General features: G+C 63.3%; 19 protein-coding genes. 9 read left to right on the forward strand and 10 right to left on the reverse strand.

Going from position 1 to position 24727, the window contains the following annotated elements:
- The first annotated feature begins 2 nt into the window (after positions 1-2).
- From AC1DXM_RS03215 to AC1DXM_RS03235, 5 genes are read left to right on the forward strand one after another with little or no spacing between them, the layout of a single operon-like run.
- Complete coding sequence (locus AC1DXM_RS03215; RefSeq protein ID WP_477231723.1) at positions 3-962, forward strand: carbohydrate ABC transporter permease; 960 nt, start codon at positions 3-5, stop codon at positions 960-962.
- On the forward strand, positions 959-1849 hold the full coding sequence (locus AC1DXM_RS03220) for a carbohydrate ABC transporter permease (protein ID WP_477231724.1): 891 nt from the start codon (positions 959-961) through the stop codon (positions 1847-1849). The genes AC1DXM_RS03215 and AC1DXM_RS03220 overlap by 4 nt, the downstream gene beginning before the upstream one ends.
- Positions 1850-1859: 10 nt before the next feature.
- Positions 1860-2957, forward strand: coding sequence for an ABC transporter ATP-binding protein (locus tag AC1DXM_RS03225; protein WP_477231725.1), 1098 nt, complete (start codon positions 1860-1862; stop codon positions 2955-2957).
- Between the two features lie 31 nt (positions 2958-2988).
- Positions 2989-4152, forward strand: coding sequence for a mandelate racemase/muconate lactonizing enzyme family protein (locus AC1DXM_RS03230; RefSeq protein WP_477231726.1), 1164 nt, complete (start codon positions 2989-2991; stop codon positions 4150-4152).
- A gap of 23 nt (positions 4153-4175) precedes the next feature.
- Entirely contained in the window at positions 4176-4919 is a 744-nt protein-coding gene (locus AC1DXM_RS03235; protein ID WP_477231727.1) for a ribonuclease activity regulator RraA, read from the forward strand.
- A 132-nt stretch (positions 4920-5051) separates the two neighbouring features.
- Here AC1DXM_RS03235 and AC1DXM_RS03240 read toward each other — a convergent pair whose 3' ends face one another.
- Positions 5052-6215 (reverse strand): DUF930 domain-containing protein, encoded by a 1164-nt coding sequence (locus AC1DXM_RS03240; RefSeq protein ID WP_477231728.1) that lies wholly within the window; start codon positions 6213-6215, stop codon positions 5052-5054.
- A gap of 424 nt (positions 6216-6639) precedes the next feature.
- On the opposite strand from AC1DXM_RS03240, the gene ftsZ reads away from it, so the two are divergent.
- The 3 genes from ftsZ to AC1DXM_RS03255 all read left to right on the forward strand — a co-directional run bounded on the left by ftsZ (position 6640) and on the right by AC1DXM_RS03255 (position 12196).
- Positions 6640-7620: a cell division protein FtsZ gene (gene ftsZ / locus AC1DXM_RS03245; RefSeq protein ID WP_477231729.1), complete on the forward strand. Its 981-nt coding sequence runs from the start codon at positions 6640-6642 to the stop codon at positions 7618-7620.
- 170 nt (positions 7621-7790) lie between these two features.
- On the forward strand, positions 7791-8996 hold the full coding sequence (locus tag AC1DXM_RS03250; RefSeq protein WP_246501929.1) for an efflux RND transporter periplasmic adaptor subunit: 1206 nt from the start codon (positions 7791-7793) through the stop codon (positions 8994-8996).
- Positions 8993-12196 carry an efflux RND transporter permease subunit gene (locus AC1DXM_RS03255; protein WP_477231730.1) on the forward strand — a complete coding sequence of 1068 codons (3204 nt, stop codon included), beginning with the start codon at positions 8993-8995 and terminating at the stop codon, positions 12194-12196. The genes AC1DXM_RS03250 and AC1DXM_RS03255 overlap by 4 nt, the downstream gene beginning before the upstream one ends.
- Before the next feature lie 2 nt (positions 12197-12198).
- Here AC1DXM_RS03255 and AC1DXM_RS03260 read toward each other — a convergent pair whose 3' ends face one another.
- Positions 12199-12471, reverse strand: a complete 273-nt coding sequence (locus tag AC1DXM_RS03260) for a DUF1127 domain-containing protein (protein WP_477231731.1) — start codon at positions 12469-12471, stop codon at positions 12199-12201.
- 232 nt (positions 12472-12703) lie between these two features.
- On the opposite strand from AC1DXM_RS03260, the gene AC1DXM_RS03265 reads away from it, so the two are divergent.
- On the forward strand, positions 12704-13573 hold the full coding sequence (locus AC1DXM_RS03265; protein ID WP_477231732.1) for a LysR family transcriptional regulator: 870 nt from the start codon (positions 12704-12706) through the stop codon (positions 13571-13573).
- Between the two features lie 301 nt (positions 13574-13874).
- Here AC1DXM_RS03265 and AC1DXM_RS03270 read toward each other — a convergent pair whose 3' ends face one another.
- The 8 genes from AC1DXM_RS03270 to AC1DXM_RS03305 all read right to left on the reverse strand — a co-directional run bounded on the left by AC1DXM_RS03270 (position 13875) and on the right by AC1DXM_RS03305 (position 24593).
- Entirely contained in the window at positions 13875-16556 is a 2682-nt protein-coding gene (locus AC1DXM_RS03270) for a nitrate reductase (protein ID WP_477231733.1), read from the reverse strand.
- 3 nt (positions 16557-16559) lie between these two features.
- The gene (nirD, locus tag AC1DXM_RS03275) at positions 16560-16889 is read right to left on the reverse strand and encodes a nitrite reductase small subunit NirD (protein WP_112562149.1); all 330 of its coding nucleotides are present in this window, start codon (positions 16887-16889) and stop codon (positions 16560-16562) included.
- Positions 16890-16894: 5 nt separating this feature from the next.
- The gene (gene nirB, locus AC1DXM_RS03280; RefSeq protein WP_477231734.1) at positions 16895-19345 is read right to left on the reverse strand and encodes a nitrite reductase large subunit NirB; all 2451 of its coding nucleotides are present in this window, start codon (positions 19343-19345) and stop codon (positions 16895-16897) included.
- Positions 19346-19349: 4 nt separating this feature from the next.
- Positions 19350-20147, reverse strand: a complete 798-nt coding sequence (locus AC1DXM_RS03285) for an ABC transporter ATP-binding protein (RefSeq protein WP_112562110.1) — start codon at positions 20145-20147, stop codon at positions 19350-19352.
- A 10-nt stretch (positions 20148-20157) separates the two neighbouring features.
- Complete coding sequence (gene ntrB / locus AC1DXM_RS03290; RefSeq protein ID WP_477231735.1) at positions 20158-21048, reverse strand: nitrate ABC transporter permease; 891 nt, start codon at positions 21046-21048, stop codon at positions 20158-20160.
- Positions 21049-21085: 37 nt separating this feature from the next.
- Entirely contained in the window at positions 21086-22414 is a 1329-nt protein-coding gene (locus AC1DXM_RS03295) for a CmpA/NrtA family ABC transporter substrate-binding protein (RefSeq protein WP_477231736.1), read from the reverse strand.
- Positions 22415-22749: 335 nt separating this feature from the next.
- Complete coding sequence (locus tag AC1DXM_RS03300; protein WP_477231965.1) at positions 22750-23988, reverse strand: CmpA/NrtA family ABC transporter substrate-binding protein; 1239 nt, start codon at positions 23986-23988, stop codon at positions 22750-22752.
- 2 nt (positions 23989-23990) lie between these two features.
- Positions 23991-24593, reverse strand: coding sequence for an ANTAR domain-containing response regulator (locus AC1DXM_RS03305; RefSeq protein WP_477231737.1), 603 nt, complete (start codon positions 24591-24593; stop codon positions 23991-23993).
- Positions 24594-24727 lie beyond the last annotated feature (134 nt).

A 24727-nucleotide genomic window follows, 5' to 3' on the forward strand; every position in this document is an offset into this window, starting at 1 on the left:
CAGTGACGATCGTGACCGGCAAGACCGAGGCTCGCCGAAGACTGCAACCCGGTAGGTCCGGCGTGCTGCGGAATATCTGGGAGCATCGCGCTGACTACGCGTATGTGCTCCCCGCGATCGCCATTATGCTCGTCGTGATCGCCTATCCGATCTACTACACGATCGAGCTGTCGTTCTTCAGTACGCCGCCCGGCCTGCAGCTCCGCGACAAGACCTTCATCGGCTTCGACAACTACACGGCCATCCTCACCAGCGCGGTGTTCTGGAAGGTCACCTGGAACACCCTGATCTGGACGGTGGGATCCACCTTGATCTCCTTTGTCCTGGGGTTTGCCTCCGCGCTGGCGCTCCACCGCGACTTTTTCGGCCGTGGTGTCCTGCGCGCCATCCTGATCATTCCCTGGGTCATCAGTGCGGTCGCCGCCTCCTATATCTGGAAGTGGATCTACCATTCGGATTTCGGCATCATCGGCGCTGTGCTGGTCGGCCTCGGATTGACCGACCGGCCGCCGAATTTCATCGACAGCGTCTCAACGGTGCTGCCCTCCCTGATCGTCGTCAACATCTGGCGCGAATTTCCGTTTGCCATGATCATGATGATGGCGGGACTGCAGACGGTTCCCGACCAGTTGCTGCGCGCCGCCAAAGTCGACGGGGCCAATGCGTGGCAGCGCTTCTGGCACGTCACCTTCCCGCATTTGAGCAATGTCTCGACAGTGACGATCTTGCTGCTGGCAGTCGCCAACTTCAACTCCTTCATCATTCCCTGGATCATGACCGGCGGCGGGCCGTCGAACGCATCGCATATCTGGATCACCCACATCTATGAGCTCGCCTTCGGCCGGCAGCGCTGGGGGGTGGCATCGGCCTATTCGGTGCTGCTGTTCCTCATGCTGATGACGCTGGGCTACTTCTACGTCCGCGCGCTAAGCGGCAACGACCGGAAGGACGGGAGCGCATGAGCACGATTGCCGAGACTCCTCCTCGAGGCCAGACCCGTCGCCGCATGCGCATAGACGGATGGCGGTGGGGCGGGCGCATCTTCCTCGTGTTCATGCTGCTTTACACCGCGTTGCCGATGGCCTGGATGCTGATCACCTCGATCAAGTCCGGCTTCGCCGCGATGCAATTCCCGCCGCAGTGGTGGCCTGACCAGCCGACCCTCGCCAGCTACCAGAAGCTGCTCGATCCGCAGAACAGCGTCGGCCAGGACTTCCTCCGCTTCTTCTGGAACAGCCTTTTCGTGTCGACCGCCACGACAATCCTTTCGGTGATCGTGGCTGTCCCTGCGGCCTACGCGTTTTCGCGCTTCCGTTTCCCCGGCCGGAACTTCCTGTTCTTCACCGTGCTGCTGCGCAACATGTTTCCGGCGGTGATCTTTCTGGTGCCGCTCTTCATCCTGATGCGCATGCTCGGGCTGGTGAACACGCACGGATCGCTCATCCTCACCTACCTCACATTCGGCTTGCCGCTGGCGATCTGGCTGCTCAAGGGCTTCTACGACAACATTCCGGTGCAACTCGAACAGGCGGCGCGCATCGACGGGGCAACGCGGTTCCAGGCCTTTATCCTGATCGTGATGCCGCTCTCGACGCCGGGGATCATCGCAACGGCGATCTATTCCTTTATCGGCGCGTGGAACGAGTACATCTACGCCTACACCTTCCTCTCCAAGAACGAACAGCTGACGCTGCCGGTCGGTATCCAGCGCTTCTTCTCGGAAAACACGACGGACTTTCCAGGCCTGATGGCCGCCAGCTTCATGATGAGCGTGCCCGTCGTGGTGCTGTTCCTCGTCCTGCAACGATACTTCGTACGCGCCCTTACAGAAGGCGCGGTCAAGCACTAGGGAGCTGCCGATGGCCCACGTGGTCCTCAAAGATCTGGTCAAGACCTATGGCGGCTTCAAAGCCGTCAACGAGGTTTCGTTGACTGTCAATGACGGCGAGTTCGTCGCGCTCGTCGGCCCCTCGGGCTGCGGCAAGACGACGACGCTCAATCTCATCGCGGGGCTGATCCCGATAACGTCGGGCGATATCTTCATCGGCGACCGGGTGGTCAACGACCTCGACCCCAAGGACCGGGACATCGCAATGGTGTTCCAGAACTACGCGCTCTATCCGCAAAAGTCGGTCTATATGAACCTCGCCTTCCCGCTGCAAATGCGCAAGCTGCCCAAGGACGAGATCGACAAGAAGGTCAGGGAAGCGGCGAAGGTGCTCGACATGACGCAGTTGCTTGAGCGCAAGCCACGCGAACTCTCGGGCGGGCAACAGCAGCGCGTGGCCCTGGGTCGCGCCCTCGTTCGAGATCCGGCGGTATTCCTGATGGACGAACCGCTCTCCAATCTCGACGCAAAGCTGCGCGTGCAGATGCGGTCCGAAATCAAGCGGTTCCACCAGGACCTCAAGGCAACGATCGTCTATGTGACGCACGACCAGCTCGAGGCCGTGACGATGGCCGACAGGATGGCTGTGATGAACGGCGGCTTCCTGCAGCAATACGATTCGCCGGCGCAAGTTTTCGCCCATCCCGCCAACATGTTCGTCGCGAGCTTCGTCGGCAGCCCGGCGATGAGCCTTATTCCGCTGGAGGCATCGACCGCAAACGGCGGCACCGTTCTGACAAGCGCCGAAGGCTGGAGCCTGCCGCTGTCGCAACTCAACGCGCGCAAGGTTCTGGGAGCAACCACGAGGAAGGTCGTGCTCGGCGCGCGACATTCGACGATCAAGCTGCACAAGAGCGCTGCCCCCGGCACCATTCCGGCCAAGGCCTATACGGTGGAGCCAACCGGAGACGTCACCTTCGTGCAAGCGTTCCTCTCCGGCGCGATCGTCAACATCAGTGTGGCTCCCAACATCGCCGTCACACCCGACGAGCACATCTGGCTCGAGTTCGATCAGGAACGCATCCATCTGTTCGACGGCGAAACGGAGATGGCCCTCCAGGCCGATTGAGACAGGGGAATGCGTGGGGGAATGCGTGTGAATGACCACGAAACTTAAGATCACGGCGATCAAGCCTTATCCGGTGTGGGTGGGAACGCGCAATCAGATGCTCGTCAAGGTCGAGACCGACCAGGGCATATACGGCTGGGGCGAGAGCGGCTTGAGCGGTCGCGAAAAGGCCGTGGCCGGCGCCCTCGAGCACTATCGCGAATTTCTCATCGGCCGCGACCCGATGCAGATCGGGCGGATCTGGCAAGAGGTCTATCGCAGCCAATATTTTGAAGGCGGACGCGTTCTGCAGGCGGCGATTTCCGCCATCGACATTGCCCTTCACGACATCAAGGGCAAGGCGCTGGGGGTGCCGGTCTATCAGTTGCTCGGCGGCAAACAGCGCGACCGCATCCCCACCTTCGCCTCGACCGGAGACGAGGCCGAGGGCGATGTTGCCATCGAGCGAGCCCGGGAACTGTGCGCGCAAGGGTGGCAGGCGATCCGCTTCTTCCCAATCGGGCAAAGCAGCAAGGACATCTTCGAGCCGCGCGAGCCGATTGGCGCTACCGCGAGGATGCTAAACAAGGCACGCGAGGCGCTGGGCGACGAGGTGGTCCTTGGTATCGACTATCATCATCGGCTGTCGGTGGCCGAGGCGGCGAGTTTCTGCAACAAGCTCGGCCGTGGCGTGCTCGATTTCCTCGAGGAGCCGATACGCGACGAGACCCCGGAGGCCTACGAATCCCTGCGCACGATGACCGACATCCCGTTCGCCATCGGTGAGGAATTTGCCAGCAAGTGGCAATTCCTGCCCTACATCGAGCGCGGCATCCATCAGTTCAACCGGATAGATGTTTGCAATGTCGGCGGGCTCACCGAGGCGATGAAGGTCGCTGGCTGGAGCGAGGCCCACTATGTGGACCTGATGCCGCACAATCCCCTTGGCCCAGTCTGCACGGCCGCAACCATCCATCTCGCCGCGGCGGTGCCGAATTTCGCGTGGCTCGAGACCAGGGCGCCGGAAAGGAAGCTGGGCTTCGACAATTCCGAGTTCTTTCCCGTGCAACCACGACTTGACGGCCCCGACTATCCGGTCAGCGATTTGCCGGGACTGGGCGTCGAGATCAACGAGGCGGCGATCCAGGCGCAGAGCTTCCGCTTCTGGGAAGCGCCTCACCTCAAGCGCCGCGATGGTTCAGTTACGAACTGGTAGTTCAATTTCAACCGGAGTCCACAATGACGCATGTTCCCGATATCACGCGGCCGCCAAAAGACCTGATCGACGCGCTAAGGGAGATCGGCGCCGCGACGGTTGCCGGCACGCTCGGCCATATGGGCTTCCGCAATCCGCACATGGTCGGCCCGGTGGCGCAGAACCACGGCAAGTCGATCGTCGGGCCGGCGCTGACGCTGCAATTCCTGCCGCAGCGGCCCGACCTCTTCAACGAGGGAGAATATGCCGATCCGGAGACGCAATTGCACCGCCACGTGCTCTATCACGCGCAGGAAGGCGACGTGGTCGTGGTCGACGCGCGCGGCGACATGAGCTCCGGCGTCTTCGGCGATATGATGTCGACGTATTTCAAGGGCAGAGGTGGCGCGGGCATCGTCATCGACGGGTGCATGCGCGACCGGCCCAATGTCGAGAAGCTCGACCTCCCCCTTTGGCTGCGCGGCTGGACACCAAACTATCATGTGCAGACCAGCATCTACCCCAATGCCGTCAACGTGCCGATCGCCTGCGGCGGTGTCACGGTGATCCCCGGCGACATCATCGTGGCCGACGACGACGGGGTGGTGGTGCTTCCGCTCGCAATGGCAGCAAAAGTGATTGAAGAATCACAGAAGCATCACGAGTGGGAGGAGTTCTCCCGCATGAAGCTGATGCAGGGCGCGCCGCTGCAGCGCTACTATCCGCTGCATGACGATGCCCGCGGCGAATATGAGGAGTGGCGCAAAGCCAATCGCCCGGTGGATTGAAGCAGGCAACTCAGACGATCCATGTGTGCCGTAGTGCCGGCTCTCCGCTCACCGTGGCGAATCGCGTCCGGGATGAGTACGTGGCTGTGCCGGATATCGCTTGCGGGGAGAAATTTGATATGCTTGCTGCAGCTACTGAGCCGCTACAGCCGGACCGCGCCGCCGATGAGCATCCCGCTCCAGAAAGGCGCTTTCTTCGGGCGTGGCGGCGGCTCCGACACGGAAGGCGAAGGATGTAACCCGCGTCGCATTGGTGTCGATTCCGCATCGGAAGCTCAGATGGTACCATGCCGTTGTCGAGCGGAAAGCGGTGTCGGGGGCGTCAAGAACATTGCCGACCTTCAGCGGAATGCTTGGGATCAATTGCGGAGAATAAGAGGCATCGCTCAACTCCTGCTCCAGAACGCTGGCGCAAAGTCTGGCTGCCCGTTGATCGCGAGGCACGTCGGCCATCGAGTTCGTTGCGAACATATCGCCGGTAGCGCCCTGCGAGAAGAGCTTGCGGACGCCCGGAAGGCTCGAATAGGCCTGTGATGTAGCCGCTGCCACGTCTCTGGAACGTGGCTCTCCGGCGATTGCGCCTCCTGGCTTCGCGACTTTCGCAGGGCTGGATTTCGGAACATTTTCGGGCCTGGCGCGCGGCGCCTGAGCCGATGCCGGAAGCTCGATCTCACCGTCGTCACCGGGGGTTGCCAAAGGCATTGCCGCAGCGGATGCCTGTTTGTCAGCGTCTGGGGCCTCCTGTTTATCTGCTTCCGGCTTGCTCGTGTCCTGCGTCGCCTGCTTCTCCTCGGAGGGCTCGGTCTCCTTCGCCGCGGTTACCGGCTTCTCGTCAATCTTGGTTGGCTCTGCCGGCTGCACGGGGTCTATCGTCGGAGCGGGCTTGCTCTCCGCATCCTTTGGCGTGGGCTTTGAATCGTTGCCCTTGGACGGTGCGTTGTCTTGCGCGCTGCCTCCATCCAGGGACTTCCGGGGGCCGGTATCCTTGTCACCGAACTGGAAAACGGGCTTCAGCACGTCGATTGGCGGCAGCTTTTCAGGCACCGGCTTTTCAACCTTCTGTTCAGGAGGCTTTTCCGCCTCGGGTTTCGGTGCAGGCGGTTTGGAAGGAGATTTCGGCTTTGGCGGATCGGGCGGAGGCACGAGCGCGACGTTGACCGGTTGCTCCTCCTGCGGCGGTTCCGGAGGCGTGGGCAGGCCGTAAATCAGGAACGCGGCGATGAGCGCGTGCAGGATCAGCGATGCGGGCAAGGCCCACAGCAAAGTCCGACGCCGCTCAAATGTCTCGTCCTTCATGTCTCACGATGTGGAGCGAAACTGCGGCCGCATCAAGCATTGCCGCCGCATTGGCGCATTTTAGCCGCAGCCCCACCGCGCTCGTGCTGGGGGCGAGGCCGTTCCGCACCTTTGAGCGCCGAGGCGCTTCGGAATCTTATCATGACGCCGCGTGGCAAGTGCGCGCACCTGCTGGGTTGCTGTCAAAAGACACCACGACCACACGACCAGCATTGCTACCATGGCGCCAATCCCAAAAGATTGGGCTGAGACTCGTTCAGGAGTTGCTGGCGCATAGGAACGAGCGCCACATCTTGTCTTGCCGCAAAGTTCACCCTCTGATTCCCTGCGCCAAGGCTGTAGAAGCTGATTCTTGCTCCTGGCGTGTTCAAACGGCGCGTTCCGGGATGAATCTTTTGTCGATCAATTCCAAGGAGACAAGACGATGAGCACAGCGGCAAGGCCCGTCATCTCTGAAATGCGGCCGAAGATAACCGTTGTCGGCGTCGGCGGTGGTGGCGGCAACGCGGTCAACAACATGATTGCGGAAAATCTGCAGGGGGCGGAATTCATTGTCGCCAACACCGATGCCCAGGCTCTCACCATGTCGAAGGCATCGCGGCTGATCCAGTTGGGAGCCCATGTCACGGAAGGCCTGGGCGCCGGATCCCTGCCCGCGGTCGGCCGTGCGGCCGCCGAGGAGTCGATCGACGAGATCAGGGACCACCTTGCGGGAACCCATATGTGCTTCGTGACCGCCGGCATGGGAGGCGGAACTGGAACCGGTGCCGCGCCCGTCATAGCGCACGCTGCGCGGACAGCTGGCATCCTGACCGTGGCGGTCGTCACCAAGCCATTCACCTTCGAAGGAAAACGCCGCATGCAAGCCGCCGAAGAGGGCATCGACCGGCTTCGCGAATGCGCCGATACCGTGATCGTTATTCCGAACCAGAACCTGTTCAGGATCGCCGACGCGAAGACGACTTTCGCGGACGCCTTCGCCATGGCCGATCGCGTCCTTTATTCCGGCGTCGGCTGCATTACGGACCTCATCGTCAAGGAGGGGCTGATCAATCTCGACTTCGCCGATGTGAAGTCGGTGATGCGCGACATGGGCCGCGCGATGATGGGTACCGGGGAAGCCACGGGTGAGGACCGCGCCAAGAAGGCCGCCGAAGCGGCTATCGCGAACCCGCTTCTCGACGAAGCCTCGATGATCGGCGCCAAGGGCGTCCTGGTCTCGATCTCGGGTGGCATGGACATGACGCTGTTCGAAGTCGATGAGGCCGCCTCCCGCATCCGCGAGGAGGTCGACGCCGACGCCGACATCATCGTCGGCGCCATATTCGACCGGGCACTTGCCGGAAAATTCAGGGTCTCAGTCGTCGCGACAGGATTGCGGCCGGGACTTGAGATGCCACAGTAAAATCGCGACTGGCCTAGCCAGGTGGCGGGGCAGCCACAGGGTGGACATTTCAGCTCACATGGAAAATGATTATGTTGCCATGCACAATACCGTAGGGCTCTGATCTCGACGACAAGCCTGAGCGTAGAAGCGGATCAACCGACCTCCGGGTCCAGCGAGCGGGGACGCAAATGGACAATGGGCAATTGCATCGCGACGCGGGCGGGCGGCCCCGTCCATCGGCCGGCTGGCTTGCCCGCGCCGCCGCGTCGGCGGCATTCCTGCTCGGGGTGGCTTTCAGCAGCACTGCGTTTGCGCAGGACCAGCAGCTTCCCGTCGTGACGGCGGCCAAGCCGGTGGTCCGTGAAATCGTCGAAGATGACGAGTTCGTCGGGCGCTTCGAAGCCGTCGACCAGGTCGCCGTCCGTTCGCGGGTCAGCGGCTATCTGGACAAGGTCAGCTTCCAGGACGGCGCACTGGTCAACAAGGGCGACCTGCTCTTCACCATCGACCAGCGTCCGTACCAGGCGGCTTACGATGCCGCCAAATCGCAAGTGGACGTCGCCAAGAGTCTGCTCGAATTCTCCAAGATGCAGCTGGATCGCGCCGACGAACTCGCCAAGACCGGCAATATCCCGGCCGCGACGGTCGACGATCGCCGGCGGGAATACCTTTCGGCACAGGCGCAGATGCAGGGCGCTACGGCTGCGCTGACGTCGGCCAGCCTGAATCTGGAATTCACCGAGATCAAGGCGCCCTTGTCCGGCCGCATCGACCGCCGGCTGGTGTCGGTCGGCAACCTTGTACAGCCGGATTCCACCTTGCTGACGACCATCGTTACGCGCGATCCGATCGACTTCTATTTCGACGTCGATGAGCGCCTGTATTTCAGCTACGCCCGCGACGCGAAGGAGCGCGGCGGCTCGATGCAGGAAGGCGCTGGCGGCCTTGAAGTGGTGGTTCGCGTCGCCGACCGCGCGGAGGCGGTCTTTAAGGGCAAGCTCGATTTTGCCGAGAACCGCATCGACAACGCGACCGGCACCATGCGGGTGCGTGCAACGTTTCCCAACGCCGACGGCGTTCTCCAGCCAGGCATGTTCGGGCGCATCAACGTGCCGGGGTCGCTGCCGCATAGCGGCGTGCTGGTGCCCGACGAGGCGATCGGCGCCGATCAGGATCGCCGCATCGTCTTCCTGGTCGATGAGGCCGGGATGGTGTCGGCGAAGCCCGTGCGCACCGGCCCGCTTCTCGACGGCTACCGGGTGATCCGCTCGGGCCTGACCGGCAACGAGACGATCATCGTCAACGGGCTGATGCATGCCAGGCCCGGCACCAAGGTGAAGGTCGAGATGGTGACGTTGCCACCCAAGGTCGAAACCGCCGGGTTGCAGCAATGAGGTTCGCCCATTTCTTCGTCGACCGTCCGATCTTCGCATCGGTCGTTTCGATCGTTCTGCTGATTCTCGGCGGGATTGCTTATACCCAACTGCCGGTCGCGCAATATCCCGAGATCGCGCCGCCGACCATCGTCGTTCGCGCGCAGTATCCGGGCGCCGACGCCGAGACGGTCGCAGCGACGGTGGCAACGCCGATCGAGCAGGAGATCAACGGCGTGGAGGGCATGCTCTACATGTCGTCCTATTCGTCGGGCGACGGGGCGATGGCGCTGACCATCACCTTCAAGCTGGGCACCGATCTCGACCAGGCGCAGGTGCTGGTGCAGAACCGCGTGTCGGTCGCCGAGCCGCGCCTGCCCGAAGAAGTCCGCCGCCTCGGCATCACCACCACCAAGAGCTCGCCCGACCTGATGATGGTCGTGCACATGCTGTCGCCCGACAATACCTACGACCAGCTCTACGTCTCGAACTACGCCCGCTCGCGGGTGCGCGACATACTGCTCAGGTTGGACGGCGTCGGCGACCTCATCATCTTCGGCGAACGCGAATATTCGCTGCGCATCTGGCTCGATCCGGAAAAACTGTCCGCCCTGGGGATGACCTCGGGCGATGTGGTGCAGGCGCTGCGCGACCAGAACGTCCAGGTGTCCGGCGGCTCGATCGGCGCGCCGCCGACCAACATGGGCACGGCGTTCCAGTACACGGTCACCACGCAGGGCCGTTTCAACGACGCGCGCGACTTCCGATACGTGATCGTCAAATCTGCCGAAGACGGCCGCCTGATCCAGCTGCAGGACGTGGCGCGCATCGAGCTCGGCGCCAAGGATTACGTCACCAACTCCTATCTCAACGGCAAACCGGCGGTGGCGCTCGCCATCTTCCAGCGGCCGGGCACCAATGCGCTCGCCGCAGCCGCGGAGATCCAGGACAAGATGAAGGAGCTGTCCCGCGACTTCCCGAAGGGGTTGAGCTACGACATCGTCTACAATCCGACCGAGTTCGTCGCCGAGTCGATCCAGGAGGTCTACAAAACGATTCTCGAGGCAATGGTGCTGGTCATCATCGTCATCATCGTCTTCCTGCAATCGTGGCGCATGGCGATCGTGCCGATCGTGGCGATCCCAGTGTCGCTGATCGGCACGCTGGCGGTGCTTTACGCTGCCGGCTTCTCGCTCAACATGCTGACGCTGTTCGGCCTCGTTCTAGCGATCGGCATCGTCGTCGACGATGCGATCGTCGTGGTTGAAAACGTCGAGCGCAATATCGCCAGAGGGCTGGCGCCCAATCCGGCGTCGCACCTGACCATGGACGAAGTCGGAACGGCGGTCATCGCGATTTCGCTGGTGCTGATAGCCGTGTTCGTACCGACAGCCTTCATCCCCGGCATTTCCGGGCAGTTCTACCTGCAGTTTGCGATCACCATCGCGGTGTCGACGGCGATCTCGGCTTTCAATTCGCTGACGCTTTCGCCGGCGCTGGCCGCACTGCTGTTCAAGCCGCACCACACTGCTGCGGCGCCGCCGCGCTTTTTCCTGGCGCGGTTCGGACAGGCGCTCGCCGACGGCTTCAATCGCGGCTTCGACAGGCTCGCCCATTGGTATTCGAGCATCGTCCGCGTGCTGGTCGGCTCGCGGATAGCGATCGCCGCCATGCTGGCCGTTTTTGCGGCCCTCATCTACGCCACGGTCTACATGGTGCAGACGGTGCCGCGCGGTTTCATTCCGTCGCTCGACCAGGGCTATGCGATTGTCGTCGTCCAGCTGCCGGATGGCGCCTCGCTGTCGAGGACCGATGCGGTCATCCAGCAGGCGTCGCAGATCATCCAGAAAACGCCAGGCGTCGACTACGCCGTCGCCTTCGCCGGCTTCTCCGGCGCAACCTTCACCAACGCCAGCAACGCGGGCGTGATCTTCGCCAGGTTCAAGCCGTTTGACGAGCGACTGAAAGAAGGCCAGTCGGCGACCAAGGTCATCGGCAATCTGTTCGGCAGCCTGCAAAGCATCAAGGAAGCCTTCATTATCGCACTGCCGCCGCCGCCGATCCGCGGTGTCGGCAATGCCGGCGGCTTCAAGCTGCAGATCCAGGAGCGCAACAGCGCCGACATGCGGCAGATCCTGGCGCTTGCCTACGAAATCGCCGGCAAGGCCAACAAGACGCCGGGGCTGACGGGCGTGTTCACCACGTTCTCCGCGTCGAGCCCGCAATTCTTCCTGGCGATCGATCGCGACAAGGCGCGCATCCTGAACGTGCCGATCCCCAACATCTTCGAGACGCTGTCGATCAATTTGGGCACCGCCTACGTCAACGACTTCAACGCTTTCGGGCGCGTCTACCAGGTGCGGGCGCAGGCCGACCAGGCGTTCCGCCTCGACCGCGCCGACATCTTGAAACTGAAGGTGCGCTCGGCGACCGGCGCGCTGGTTCCGCTCGGCACGTTGATCGAGATCCGCGACGTCACCGGCCCGGCGCTGGTCCAGCGCTACAACATGTACGTTTCGGTGCCGCTGCAGGGCAACGCCGCGCCCGGCGTTTCCACCGGCGATGCGCTTGCCAAGATGGAAGCGATCACGGCAAAGACGCTCCCGGCCGGTACCTCCTATGAATGGACCGAGCTCGCCTATCAGGAGCGCAACACCGGCAATGCCGCTGTCTATATCTTCGGACTGTCGGTGCTGTTCGTGTTCCTGGCGCTGGCGGCGCAATATGAAAGCTGGGTGCTGCCGTTCGCCATTGTGCTGGTGGTGCCGCTGGGCGTGCTCGCGGCGTTGCTCGGCGTGTCGTTCCGAGGGCTGGACAACAACATCCTCGTGCAGATCGGCCTCATCGTGCTGATCGGGCTCGCCGCCAAGAACGCCATCCTGATCGTTGAATTCGCGCGGCAGGCACAGGAACGCGGCCTGTCGGTCGCCGAGGCTGCCGTCGAAGCCTGCCGGCTCAGGCTGCGACCGATCCTGATGACCGCCTTCGCGTTCATCCTCGGCGTCGTGCCGCTGATGATTGCAACGGGCCCGGGCGCAGAAATGCGCCAGTCGCTCGGCACCGCGGTGTTCTCCGGCATGCTCGGCGTCACCTTCGTCGGCCTGTTCCTGACGCCGGTGTTCTACGTCACGCTCAGGTCGCTGTTTTCACGGCGCAAGCCGCGTGCCGAGGCCGAACCTTCGGCGCCGGCAGAGGCGCCATCGGAGACGGCGGCCGAATAGGGTTACGAATTCCCCGCGTCGGGCGCGGCTTGTCGCTCTAGAAAATCGGCGTGACGCGGCAACGGCAACGATCTGAGTGATCTCGGCGTCGAGGTGCGGCGGAGATCCTGCTCGGCGAGACGATGCCGGGCGGCGGCATAACGGGCACGCTCGCGGATGTCTTCGCGAGAAATGCCGGCATCCGCCAGTGTGCGGTCCGGGACTCGCCTCAAGCTCGCAAGCGTCTGGCGATAGGCAAGCCAGCGCGCGAAACGCTGTCGAAGTTCATAGAACATAATCGTCTCCTTTGGCGGGCGGAACGCCCGCGCCTGAATTAATCGAATGCGCAAAGCATCGGTTCAAAGCATACTCGATCGAAGGGATTACACCGGCTTCCTGGCCTGCCGAGGCGCTTGTCGCCGCCCCGCAAGGCGGGATTTGTCCAACATTTCCAAGGCTCGCATACTTGCGCGTGGTGCCCGCTTCGCGCTACAGCCACGGCCGCAACGATTTTTTCATTTCTGCAATATGGATATCGACTGGGACGATCTGAGGTTGTTTCTCGACGTTGCGCGGCTGGGTGGCTTGAGCGCTGCGACGGGAACCACGCGCCTAAGCGCGGCCACCCTTGGGCGACGCGTCACCGCGCTTGAAAAGCAGATCGGCGAACCGCTGTTCGTGCGTCAGCAGACAGGCTACCGGCTGACGCCGGTCGGTGACGAACTGCTGCGGCGTGCCGAAGATGTCGAGGCCGCAATGCAGTCGCTGACCCGCTGGCGCGAGGGCAGCCTGCCCGACCGCATTGTCCGCGTCTCGGCCGGGCCATGGACCTCGGCCTTCGTTTCCGCCCATATCGGCGAAATCTGGACGGTCGATGACGGCATAAGGGTGGAACTGATCACCACTACCGACCGGGTCGACATCGGCCGCCGTGCCGCCGACATCGGCATTCGCGGCGAGCGCCCGACCGAACAGTGGCTGGCCGGCCGTCAGAGCGGCAAGGTTGCACATGCCATTTATTCCGGACGCCACCTGATCAACGGCATCGCCGCCGGGTTGTTCGTCGGTGTCACTGGCGAAGGCGCAAACGTTGCCTCGGCGCGCTGGCTGCAAGCTCATCACGGCGACCGCATCGCGGTGCGGGGCAACAACACCCATTCGGTGCGTGAACTGGTGGCCGCCGGCGCCGGCCTTTCGATCTTCCCATGCTTCGTCGGTGACAGCGACCCGCGGCTGGTTCGCGTCGCTCAGCCCATTCCAGAACTCGAAACCGACCAATGGATCGTCACCCATCACGAGGAACGTCACTCCCCGCCGGTACGAAAAGTCGCCGACCGGATCGCGGCCTTGATGCGGGCGCACCAGCCGCTGTTTCGCGGCGAGACGCCTATCCGGTAAGCCTCAGTCGATCGCCCGCCAGCCGAGCGCATGCTGGCGCTCGTTCCTGGCCGCCACTGAAGCCGGGGACAAAGAGGCGGTTGTCGACACAGTTACGGCCAAGCGCGCGGTGGAGCGTTAGCGTCTGACCGCCGACTCCGACAGAAAAGTTCCTACTCGAAATCCGAAACCGATGCCATTTGACTGCTGTGAGCCGCCAATGTCGCTGCTCCGTTGCGAGCTGTCCATAGCGCCGCGAGCGGTGGCGTCTCTGCCGTGTCGGCTCGGATAGGCGATCTGGAACGAACGCCACCGGCCGCATCTACTCCGCGGCCTGAAACCGATTGACCTGGATAATCGCCCTGATCTCGGCCCGGCAGGAGCCGCAATTGGTGCCGGCCTTCAGGGCGGCGCCGATGGCATCGACGGTCGCGCAGCCGGCCGTCACTGCCGACACGATCTGGTTGACCCCGACGCCGAAACAGGAACAGACGATCGCTCCTGCATCTGGCCGTTCGGCTCCAGCGCGGCCGGCGACGATGCGGAAGCGTTCGCGCTGGCTGGCGTGCACCTCCTCGAGCTGTTGCGCTGCCCAGCCGCGTGATACCGCGACCGGGCCGGACGCAACGAACAAGGCCCCGGCGAGGTGCTTGTCATCGAAGGCGGCGATACGGTGCTGGCCCGCGTCGCGGTCGTGATAGGCGAGCATTTCGGTTTCCGGCGGCGCGCCGAACAGGAACTGGGCAAAGCCTGTCCAGTCGATCTCCGCCTCGGCGAAAGCGAGTTCGATGCGCCAGCCACCCCTGCAGCGGGCTGCTGCCCAGTAGTCGGCGTCGATCGCCTCGGGACGTCGCCGCGTCACGGCGAAGCCAAAAGCTTTTGCTGCGAATTTCTCAAGCCGAACCGCGACGTGTTTCAAGGCGGGCTGACCGGAAACGGGGTCGGTGAGCGACGCGGTCAACGCGTCGAGCCGGCCCTTGGCGGCGAACTGGTCGGTCCAATGCATCGGTGCAAACAGACTGCCACGGCGCTGGCGGGGCGTGATCATTGCGCGCACGAGCACCTCGCCGCGCGGGCTGGAGATACGCACGATGTCGGCATCGCCGATGCCGTAGCGCTGCGCATCCGCCGGGTGAATCTCGACGAAGGGCTCCGCGATGTGCTGGGACAGACGGGGGCTTTTGCCGGTCCGCGTCATGGTGTGCCAGTGGTCGCGGACCCGGCCGGTGTTGAGGATGAGCGGATAGTCCGGATTGGTGCGGCTTTCCGTGGCGGCCCGAATGGCGACGAACCGCGCCTTGCGGTCGGCTGTGTAGAAATTGCCGTCGGCGAAGAAACGGATGATGGAGGGACCAGATGCGGTCTTCTGGGAGCTCGACGCTGGCCACTGGAAAGGCGCCAGCGCGTGATAGTCTTCTTCATCGACACCTGAATAGGCACCGATATCGAAATCGCGCGCGCCGTTATTCTCGAAGCCCGACAGCGCGGCATGTTCGGCGAAGATTTTCGGCAGCGACGAATAGGAAAATGCTTCGCCAAAACCCATCCGCTTGCCAACCTCGGCGACAATCCACCAGTCGGGTCGCGCCTCGCCGGGTGCTGGCAGAAAGGAGCGCTGGCGCGAGATCCGGCGCTCTGAATTGGTGACGGTGCCGTCCTTCTCGCCCCATGCGGCGGCGGGCAACTGGACATGGGCGTGGCGGACCGTGTCGGTCTTGGCCAATACGTCCGACACCACGACGAAGGGACAGGCCTTGATTGCTGCTTCAACGGCGTCGGCATCCGGCATGGAATCGACCGGGTTGGTGGCCATGATCCACAGCGCCTTGATGCGCCCGTCGGCCAGCGCCTGAAACATCTCCACCGCCTTTAGGCCGGGCTTTTGCGCAACGGCCGGCGCGTTCCAGAAGCGCTGCAGGCGGTCGCGATGCTCAGGGTTTTCGATCTCCATATGGGCGGCCAACATATTGGCCATGCCGCCGACCTCGCGGCCACCCATGGCGTTTGGCTGGCCGGTCACCGAAAACGGCCCTGCCCCGGGTTTGCCGATCCGGCCAGTGGCGAGATGGCAGTTGATGATGGCATTGACCTTGTCGGTGCCCGACGAAGACTGATTCACGCCCTGGCTATAGACAGTGACGGTCTTCGCGGTGGCCACGAACAGGCTGTAGAACCGGGTGAGCTCATCCTCGCTGAGGTCGGTTGCGGCTGCGACACCGGCAAGATCGAGTTTCGAGGCGGCAAAAAGGGCCTGGCCGAAACCCGCGGTGTGCGCAGAGATGTAGCCGCGGTCGAGCGCGTTGTGCTGGCCGAGATAAGCGAGCAGCCCCGTGAACAAAGCAACGTCGCCATCCGGCGCGATCGCCAGATGCATGTCGGCGATGTCAGCAGTCATGGTCCGCCGCGGGTCGACCAGCACGACCTTCATGTCGGGCCGCTTTTCGCGGGCCGCGGCGATGCGCTGGTAGAGCACGGGGTGGCACCAGGCGAGGTTGGAGCCGACCAGCACGATCAAGTCGGCGAGCTCGAGATCCTCATAGGTGCCCGGCACGGTGTCGGAGCCGAAGGCGCGTCGGTGGCCGGCCACCGATGAGGCCATGCAGAGGCGGGAATTAGTGTCGATGTTGGCCGAGCCGACAAAACCTTTCATCAGCTTGTTGGCGACATAGTAATCTTCGGTCAGCAACTGTCCGGAAACATAGAAGGCGACCGAGTCCGGACCGTGCTCAGCAATGGTCCGCGAAAAGGTCGTGGCGACGCGGTCGAGCGCCTCGTCCCAGCCGGCTCGGCGCCCGTCGATTTCGGGGTGGAGCAGCCTGCCGTCGAGGTCGATGGTTTCGGCCAGGGCCGAGCCCTTGGAGCAAAGCCGGCCGAAATTGGCAGGATGGTCGGGATCGCCGCGGACCGACACTTGCCCGTCCGCGGCGACCTTCGCCAGCACGCCGCAACCTACCCCGCAATAGGGGCAGGTGGTCCTCACCTCGCGCGCTGCGTCGATTTCCATGATTCAGGCCGCGCGGCTGGCCAGCGCTTCCAGCGCGATGAACAGGTGCTCGCCATCGATGCGCACCGGAATGGTGCGCACCACACCCTCATCGGCGCCGAGCGCCTTGCCCGTCTCCAGCGAGATCACCCAATTGTGCAAGGGACAGGTCACCGCCGTGCCATGGACAATGCCTTGGCTCAGCGGTCCGCCTCTGTGCGGGCAGTGGTCGTCGATTGCATAGACCTGATCGTCCTGGGTGCGGAAAACCGCGACCTTGCCTTCCGGCGTGGCGACGCAGCGCGCGCCACGGCGGGGGATGTCGGACAGGGAGCCGATGGCTATCCAGTTCATCATGGTCACTCCGCCGCCTGCGCAAACCCGACCGAAGCCATCGGCCTGAACTCGTGCTTGTCCTTGCCGGAGACGCGCTCCGACCACGGGTCGACCTGGGCGAATTTCTGGCTGAAGACAAAGCGGTCGTAGTAGGCCTTGCGCTTGTCGCCATCGTCCATGATCTGGCGCTTGATCTCGGCAATGCCGATGCGCTTGGCCCATTTGTAGATGCGTTCGAGATAGCGGCCCTGCTCGCGATACATCTGCGTCAACGCCACGATATGTTCGAGCGCCTCATCCTCGGTCCTAACCAGGCCGAGCACCTCGGTGCCCTTGATGTCGAGGCCGGCGGCACCGGCGAAATGGATCTCATAGCCACTATCGACGCAGATCACGCCAACATCCTTGCAGGTTGCCTCGGCGCAATTCCGGGGGCAGCCCGACACCGCCATCTTGACCTTGGCCGGTGTCCACGAACCCCACATGAATTTCTCGATGCGGATGCCGAGGCCGGTCGAATCCTGCGTGCCGAAACGGCACCAGTCCGAACCGACGCAGGTCTTCACTGTGCGCAGGCCCTTGGCGTAGGCATGCCCTGAAACGAAGCCGGCCTGGCCGAGATCGGCCCACACCGCCGGCAGGTCTTCCTTGCGGATACCGAGCATATCGATGCGCTGGCCGCCGGTGACCTTGACCATCGGTATCTCGAACTTGTCGACGACATCGGCGATGGCGCGGAGTTCCGCGGCATTTGTCACGCCGCCCCACATGCGCGGCACCACCGAATAGGTGCCGTCCTTCTGGATGTTGGCGTGAACGCGCTCGTTGATGAAACGCGACTGATAGTCGTCGGCATAGTCGTTCGGCCAGTCGCAGACGAGATAGTAGTTGAGCGCCGGCCGGCATTTGGCGCAGCCGCAGGAGGTCGTCCATTCCAGTTCCTGCATGACGGCCGGAATGGTCTTCAGGCTCTTGGCGATGATCAGCCGGCGGACCTCGTCATGGCCGAGCGTGGTGCAGCCGCACATCGGCTGTACGGCGGCCGGATTGTACTTGTCGCCAATGGTCAGCACCATCAGCTTCTCGACCAGCCCGGTGCAAGAGCCGCAGGAGGCCGACGCCTTGGTGTGGGCGCGCACGTCGTCGAGCGAGGTCAGGGCCTTGGCCGTGATCGCGCCTGTGATCTTGCCCTTGCAAACGCCGTTGCAGCCGCAGATTTCCGCATCATCCGGCAAGGCTGCAACGGCCGCCATAGGGTCCAGCGGGGCACCCCCCTGGTACGACTGGCCGAAGATCAGTGTGTCGCGCATCTCCGATATGTCGGTCTGCTTCTTCTTGAGATCGTTGAACCAGGCGCCGTCCGCCGTCTCGCCATAGAGCACGGTGCCGATGATGCGGTCGTCCTTCAGCACCAGGCGCTTGTAGACGCCGGCGGCGGCATCGCGCAGCACGATCTCCTGGCGGTCCTCGCCCTCGGCGAAGTCGCCGAGCGAGAACAGGTCGATGCCGGTGACCTTGAGCTTGGTCGGCGTGTCCATATGGACGAAAGCGGCTGCCTCGTCGCCGGCAAGCTGGCGTGCCGCAACGCGCGCCATCTCGTAGAGCGGCGCCACCAGGCCATAGACCTGTCCGTTGACCTCGGCGCATTCACCGAGTGCGTAGATATCGGGATCGTTGCTGCGCATGCCGGCATCAACGACGATGCCGCGGTTGACGGCGATGCCAGCCTCTTTGGCCAACGCCGAGTTCGGCCTGATACCGACGGCCATCACCACCAGCGTCGCCGGAATGACGGTGCCATCGGCAAGTTCGACCTGCCCGACCTTGCCGTTGCCTGTGATCGCCTTTGTGTTGGCCTTGGTGATGACCTTGATGCCGCGCTGTTCGACGGCGCGCTGCAGGAGATAGCCGGCGGCGGGATCGAGCTGGCGCTCCATCAGCGTCGGCATGACATGCAGCACGGTGACGTCCATGCCTTGGGCGTTCAAACCTGCTGCCGCCTCGAGCCCGAGCAGGCCGCCGCCGATGACCACGGCTTTGGCCCGCGACTGGGCGGCAAGCATCATCGCCTGCACGTCGTCGAGGTCGCGATAGGTCAGCACGCCCGGCAGATCATGGCCGGGCACCGGAATGATGAACGGCACCGAGCCGGTGGCGATGACGAGCTTGTCGTAAGGCTCGGTGACGCCATGATCGGACGTGACGGTCTTCGCCGTCCGGTCGATCGCGATGATCTTGTGACCCTTGTAGAGAGTGATGTTGTTGGCGATGTACCAGCCGTCGCCGTGGATGATGATTTCCTCATAGGCCTTTTCGCCCGACAGAACCGGCGACAGCATGATGCGGTCGTAGTTCACGCGCGGCTCGGCGTTGAAGATGGTGACGGTGTAGCGACCAGGAGCTTGCTCAAGCAGATGCTCAAGCATGCGCCCGGGGGCCATGCCATTGCCGATGATGACGAGTTTTTCGCTCATGGCGTTACTCCGCGGCTTCGACAAAGCGGTGGCGTTCGTAGAGGAACTTCAGCACCGCCTCGCGGCAGCGCAGGAAGGTGCGGTCCGAAGAGAGTTCGATGCGCCGGCGCGGACGCGCCAGCGGCACCGCAAGCACCTCGCCGATGGTCGCCGCCGGGCCGTTGGTCATCATGACGATACGATCGGACAACAGCACGGCCTCGTCGACATCGTGGGTGATCATGATCGTCGTCGAGCCGAGCCTGGAATGGATGTCCATCACCGCGTCCTGCAGATGGGCGCGCGTCAGCGCGTCGAGTGCACCGAACGGCTCGTCGAGCAGCAGGATTTTTGGCTCCATGGCCAGTGCCCTGGCGATCCCGACGCGTTGCTTCATGCCGCCTGATATTTCCGCCGGCCGCTTGTCCTTGGCATGCGCCATCTGCACCAGGTCGAGATTGCGCATGATCCAGTCATGCCTCTCGGCCCTGCTCTTCGAACGTCCGAGGACTTTCGATACCGCCAGGTTGATGTTTTCGTAGACGGTGAGCCACGGCAGCAGCGAATGGTTCTGGAACACCACGGCGCGTTCGGGTCCGGGGCTGTCGACTTCCTTGTCTTCGAGCAGCACGGCACCGGCGGAAACCTTGGTCAGTCCGGCGATCAGGTTGAGCAAGGTCGACTTGCCGCAGCCGGAATGACCGATGATCGAGACGAACTCGCCCTTGTCGATGGTCAGCCTGATGTCCTTCAGCACCTCGCTGACCTGATTGCCGCGGGCAAAGGATTTGTCGATATGATCGAGTTTCAGATAGGCTTTCATCACCCTCTCCTCACTTTGCCGTTGTGCCGCGGGTGACGAAGGCGCCGACCGCCGCGACCAGACGGTCGAGGCAGAAGCCGGTGACGCCGATATAGGCGAGCGCGACGATGATGTCGGGCAGCCGCGACGAGTTCCAGGCATCCCAGATGAAGAAGCCGATGCCGACGCCGCCGGTCAGCATTTCGGCGGCGACGATGGCGAGCCAGGACAGGCCGATGCCGATCCTCAAGCCGGTGAAGATGTAGGGGGCCGCGGCCGGCACCATGATCTTGACGAAGAACTCGAACTGGTTGAGCCGCAGGATGCGCGAGACGTTGCGGTAGTCCTCGGGGATGTTGCGCACGCCGACGGCGGTGTTGATGATGATCGGCCAGATCGAGGTGATGAAGATGACGAAGATCGCCGACGGGCTGGAATCGCGGAACGCAGCCAGTGACAGCGGCAGCCAGGCCAGCGGCGGCACGGTGCGCAGGATCTGGAACACCGGATCGAGACCGCGCATTGCCCAGATCGACTGGCCGACCAGCGCGCCGAGCGCGACGCCGACGATCGCCGCCAGGCCAAAGCCGATGGCGACGCGCTGCAGCGAAATCAGCACCCGCCAGGCCAGCCCGATATCTTGCGGACCGTTGTTGAAGAACGGATGGGCGATCAGGTCATAGGCCTCGTTCCAGACCTGGCTCGGCGGCGGCAGGCTGGCGGTCGGCGACGAGCAGGCGATCTGCCAGACGACCAACATCAGGGCGATGACGATCGCTGGCGGCACCAGCGCACTGGCCAGTTTGCCGGCGATCACGATCGGATCGATGCGGCGCCGCGCCTTGGCGGTGAACGCGATGACCTCCGCCGGCTTCGCGGGGAACGCCTTCACCGTTGTGTCCTCGATAGTCTGAATCGACATGTCTGGGAAAAACTCCTTGGGGCACTGGCGCCGGCGACTAGGCGGATGCCTTGATCTTCAGGCTGTCGAGATAAGCCGATGGGTTGGCCGGATCGAAAATCTTGCCGTCGAAGAAGGTCTCGACGCCGCGTGATGGAGACGTCGGAATATCCGCCGCCGCAACGCCGAGATCCTTCGCCGCCTCGCGCCACAGGTCCTCGCGGTTGACCTGATCGACCAGTGCCTTGATGTCGGTGGTCGGCGCGAATTTTCCCCAACGGATGTTTTCTGCGAGGAACCAGCTGTCGTGGCTCTTGAAGGGATAGGAGACGCCGCCGTTCCAGAATTTCATGTAGAGATCGGTACCGGAGGCGACGCGGCCATTGCCGTAGTTGATGTCGCCCTTGAGGCGGCCAATGATGTCGGCGACAGGCACGTTCATCCATTGCCGCTTGCCGATGATGGCGGCCATCTCGTCCTTGTTCTCCTTGGCCTCGCACCATTGCTGCGCTTCCATGACGGCCATCACGATCGCCTTGGTGGCGTTCGGGTGCTTGTCGATGAATTCGGCGCGCAGGCCGAGTGCCTTTTCGGGATGGCCCTTCCACAGTTCGCCGGTGGTGGCGGCAGTGAAACCGACACCCTGATGGACGAGCTGTTCGTTCCACGGCTCGCCGACGCAGAAGACATCCATATTGCCGACCTTCATGTTGGCGACCATCTGCGGCGGCGGCACGACGATGGTCGAAACATCCTTGTCGGGATCGATGCCGCCGGCGGCGAGCCAATAGCGCAGCCAGAGGTCATGGGTGCCGCCCGGGAAAGTCATGGCGGCCTTGATCTCCTTGCCAGCTGCCTTCTTGGCGGCGAAGGCGTCCTTCAGCTTCGAAGCATCGAGGCCGACGCCGGTGGCGGCATATTCCTGCGCCACCGAAATGCCCTGGCAGTCGTAATTGAGCCGCGCCACGATCGCCATCGGCATCGGCTGGTTGTTCTGCGTCACCTTGCCGGTGTGCATCAGGTAAGGCAGCGGCGTCAGGATGTGGGCTCCGTCGATGCCGTTGGCTTCGCCGCCGAGCATCAGATTGTCACGCGTCGCGCCCCAGGAGGCCTGCTTCAGCACCTCGACATCGGGCATGCCGTATTTGGCGAACAGCCCCTTCTCCTTGGCGATCATCAGCGGTGCCGCATCGGTCAGCGCGATGAAGCCGAGCTTGGCGCCGGTGACTTCCGGAGCAGTCGTGGCGGCATAGGCGCCCGAGGGGAAGAGCTTGCGAGCCGCTATGAACAGACCTGCGGTCATGGCACTGCTGACAAGAAAATCGCGACGCGTCACATCCTTGAGCGACGTGCCTGTCCCGATCCATTGCTTCATCGTCTTCTTCATCGTCGTCTCCGGTTGAACGCGAGGGCGTTGGCCCAAAACAAAAAAGCCGCCGTCCAGGCCTCGCGCGTCCGTACATCCGGGATCGCGTCTTGACCTGAGCGGCAGCTTTGCCTGTGGCGCCCGCCATTGGACGCCTGTTCCGTGGCCCGCGAAGGGCCTAATTACTACAAAGCAGGAACCGTGCCAGTTTTGGATTGAAGGAAAAACATCAATGAAATCAGCAATCCGATGCAATTCCCATTGAGCCGGCACATAGGCTGGGAGGCCAAAGATTGTTCATTAGAGCAATTGCACGCACAATTTTTGTGCAATGCACAAGAATGGCGCGGAATTGATCAGGCTCGGAGCAGGCCTGATTTCTGACTGGCGATATAGGCGTCGATCTCGTCGGGATCGAATATCTGGCCGTCGAAGAAGCCGTCCGGACCGAGCACAAGGCTGGCACCCGCCGAACCGACAGGAGTCGCAGCCTTCAGCGCACCTTCGACCTTGGCGTTGGCGCCGGGCAGCGCCACGCCGAGCGGCTTCAGCGCCGCGCGGTAGAGGTCGGGCCGGTAGCAATCCCTGGCGATGGCGAGGTTTTCCGGCGTGTGCGCGACGTCGCCCCAGCGCACCATTTGCGTGTAGAACCACAGCGCATGGCTCTTCCACGGAAAGTTCGCCGCCTTGTCGAACGCGAGGAAGAAATCGTCGACATCCAGCTCGGCGCCGCCGCCCAGTTGGAGATGGCCGGTCAGGATCGGCATCTGGACAGCTGGTGGCAGGCCGAGGAAGCCAGCTTGAGCCATCACATCAGCCAATTCGGCGTGGTTCGCCGGATCCTGGCACCAGCGCGCCGAGTGATGCAGTGCGCGCAAGAGCGCCGCCAGCGCCTCGGGGGACTGCTCTGCCCAGGCCTTGCGCGCGCCGATCACCTTCTCCGGACTGTTGCGCCACAACAACGCCTTGACGGTGACAATATGGCCGGTGCCGGCGGCAACCGCAGCGCTGTTCCAGGGCTCGCCGACGCAGTAGCCGTCGATCCGCCCGGCGGCCAGCGCATCGGCCATGAAGGGCGGTGGCACGATGACGATCTCGATCTCGCGCCCTGGTTCGATGCCGCAGGCAGCGAGCCAGTAGCGCAGTTCGTAGCTGTGCCCTGAGTGTGGGTGCACCACGGCAAAGCGCAGCGGGTCGTGGCCGGCAGCAGCGCGCTCGCGGATAAGCGCGCTAAGTGCGGCACCGGCGCGCGCTGGGTCGAGGTCGGCCTTGGCGCCAAGCGCCGCCATCCCGGCCCACACAGTGTTGGAGATGGTGACGCAATTGCCGCCGAGGCCGAGCGAGAACGGCACGATGGTTTCCGAGGCGAGCGGCGTCAGCCCAAGATTGCAGGCGAGCGGCATCGGTCCCAGCATATGCGCGAGATGGAAGTGGCCGATGGCGATGCGGTCGCGGATGTTGGCCCAGGAGGTCTCGCGGTGCAGCGTGAGATCGATGCCTTCGCGTGTAGCGAACCCAAGCTCGCCGGCCGCAACCAGCACGGCACTGTCGAACAGCGGCATAAAGCCGGCGGTGATCTGGTGCTCGGCGTCCATGCTCATTCGTCCTCCGACGGCCCTAGCAGCCCGGCGGCGGTCACCAGACTCTGGGCGATGTCGCTGATCTTCCGGTTCTGGTTCATCGCCGTCTTGCGCAGCAGCGTGTAGGCGGCCTCTTCCGTCAGGCCGCGCGACTTCATCAATATGCCTTTGGCGCGATCGATCACCTTGCGGTTCTCGAGCTCACCGCGAACCTCTTCCAGTTCGCGCGCCATGCGCGAGAAGGCGTTGAAGCGACTGACTGCCATGTCGAGGATCGGCTTGACGCGCTCCTGCCTGAGACCATCGACGACATAGGCCGAGACGCCGGCATCGACTGCTGCCTCGATAGAGGCCTGGTCCGAGCGGTCGACGAACATGGCGATCGGCCGCTTCACCGCGCGCGACAGCTGGAACATGCTTTCCAGCATGTCGCGATTCGGATTTTCGAGGTCGATGACGATGACGTCCGGCTCGATCTCGGCAATGCGGCGTGCGATGCCGATCACGTCATGAATGATAGTGACCCGCTCATGCCCGGCCTCGCGTAAGCCTGCCTCGATGATCGAGGCACGGATGCGATTTTCGTCGATCACCAGGACGGCGAGTGGGGAGCGGACCATGCCTGCATTGTGACCAAGCGAAAGAATTGTGCAATGCGGGATCACCGACCGGTCACAGGCCGATTCCCTGGTGCGTCGAGCCAAAATCAGAAATCCCGTATCGTTCCATATGGTTCCGCGACAGCCAAACAGTC

Source organism: Mesorhizobium sp. P3_A2 (genome assembly GCF_056403115.1).

Coding starts and splice junctions, on each gene's coding strand:
- AC1DXM_RS03260 (WP_477231731.1), bottom strand. CDS start 12,471: ATGTTCTATGAACTTCGACAGCGTTTCGCGCGCTGGCTTGCCTATCGC.
- AC1DXM_RS03225 (WP_477231725.1), top strand. CDS start 1,860: ATGGCCCACGTGGTCCTCAAAGATCTGGTCAAGACCTATGGCGGCTTC.
- AC1DXM_RS03250 (WP_246501929.1), top strand. CDS start 7,791: ATGGACAATGGGCAATTGCATCGCGACGCGGGCGGGCGGCCCCGTCCA.
- AC1DXM_RS03265 (WP_477231732.1), top strand. CDS start 12,704: ATGGATATCGACTGGGACGATCTGAGGTTGTTTCTCGACGTTGCGCGG.
- AC1DXM_RS03240 (WP_477231728.1), bottom strand. CDS start 6,215: ATGAAGGACGAGACATTTGAGCGGCGTCGGACTTTGCTGTGGGCCTTG.
- nirB (WP_477231734.1), bottom strand. CDS start 19,345: ATGAGCGAAAAACTCGTCATCATCGGCAATGGCATGGCCCCCGGGCGC.
- AC1DXM_RS03300 (WP_477231965.1), bottom strand. CDS start 23,988: ATGGACGCCGAGCACCAGATCACCGCCGGCTTTATGCCGCTGTTCGAC.
- AC1DXM_RS03230 (WP_477231726.1), top strand. CDS start 2,989: ATGACCACGAAACTTAAGATCACGGCGATCAAGCCTTATCCGGTGTGG.
- ntrB (WP_477231735.1), bottom strand. CDS start 21,048: ATGTCGATTCAGACTATCGAGGACACAACGGTGAAGGCGTTCCCCGCG.
- AC1DXM_RS03235 (WP_477231727.1), top strand. CDS start 4,176: ATGACGCATGTTCCCGATATCACGCGGCCGCCAAAAGACCTGATCGAC.
- AC1DXM_RS03305 (WP_477231737.1), bottom strand. CDS start 24,593: ATGGTCCGCTCCCCACTCGCCGTCCTGGTGATCGACGAAAATCGCATC.
- AC1DXM_RS03295 (WP_477231736.1), bottom strand. CDS start 22,414: ATGAAGAAGACGATGAAGCAATGGATCGGGACAGGCACGTCGCTCAAG.
- AC1DXM_RS03285 (WP_112562110.1), bottom strand. CDS start 20,147: ATGAAAGCCTATCTGAAACTCGATCATATCGACAAATCCTTTGCCCGC.
- AC1DXM_RS03270 (WP_477231733.1), bottom strand. CDS start 16,556: ATGGAAATCGACGCAGCGCGCGAGGTGAGGACCACCTGCCCCTATTGC.
- nirD (WP_112562149.1), bottom strand. CDS start 16,889: ATGAACTGGATAGCCATCGGCTCCCTGTCCGACATCCCCCGCCGTGGC.
- AC1DXM_RS03255 (WP_477231730.1), top strand. CDS start 8,993: ATGAGGTTCGCCCATTTCTTCGTCGACCGTCCGATCTTCGCATCGGTC.
- ftsZ (WP_477231729.1), top strand. CDS start 6,640: ATGAGCACAGCGGCAAGGCCCGTCATCTCTGAAATGCGGCCGAAGATA.
- AC1DXM_RS03220 (WP_477231724.1), top strand. CDS start 959: ATGAGCACGATTGCCGAGACTCCTCCTCGAGGCCAGACCCGTCGCCGC.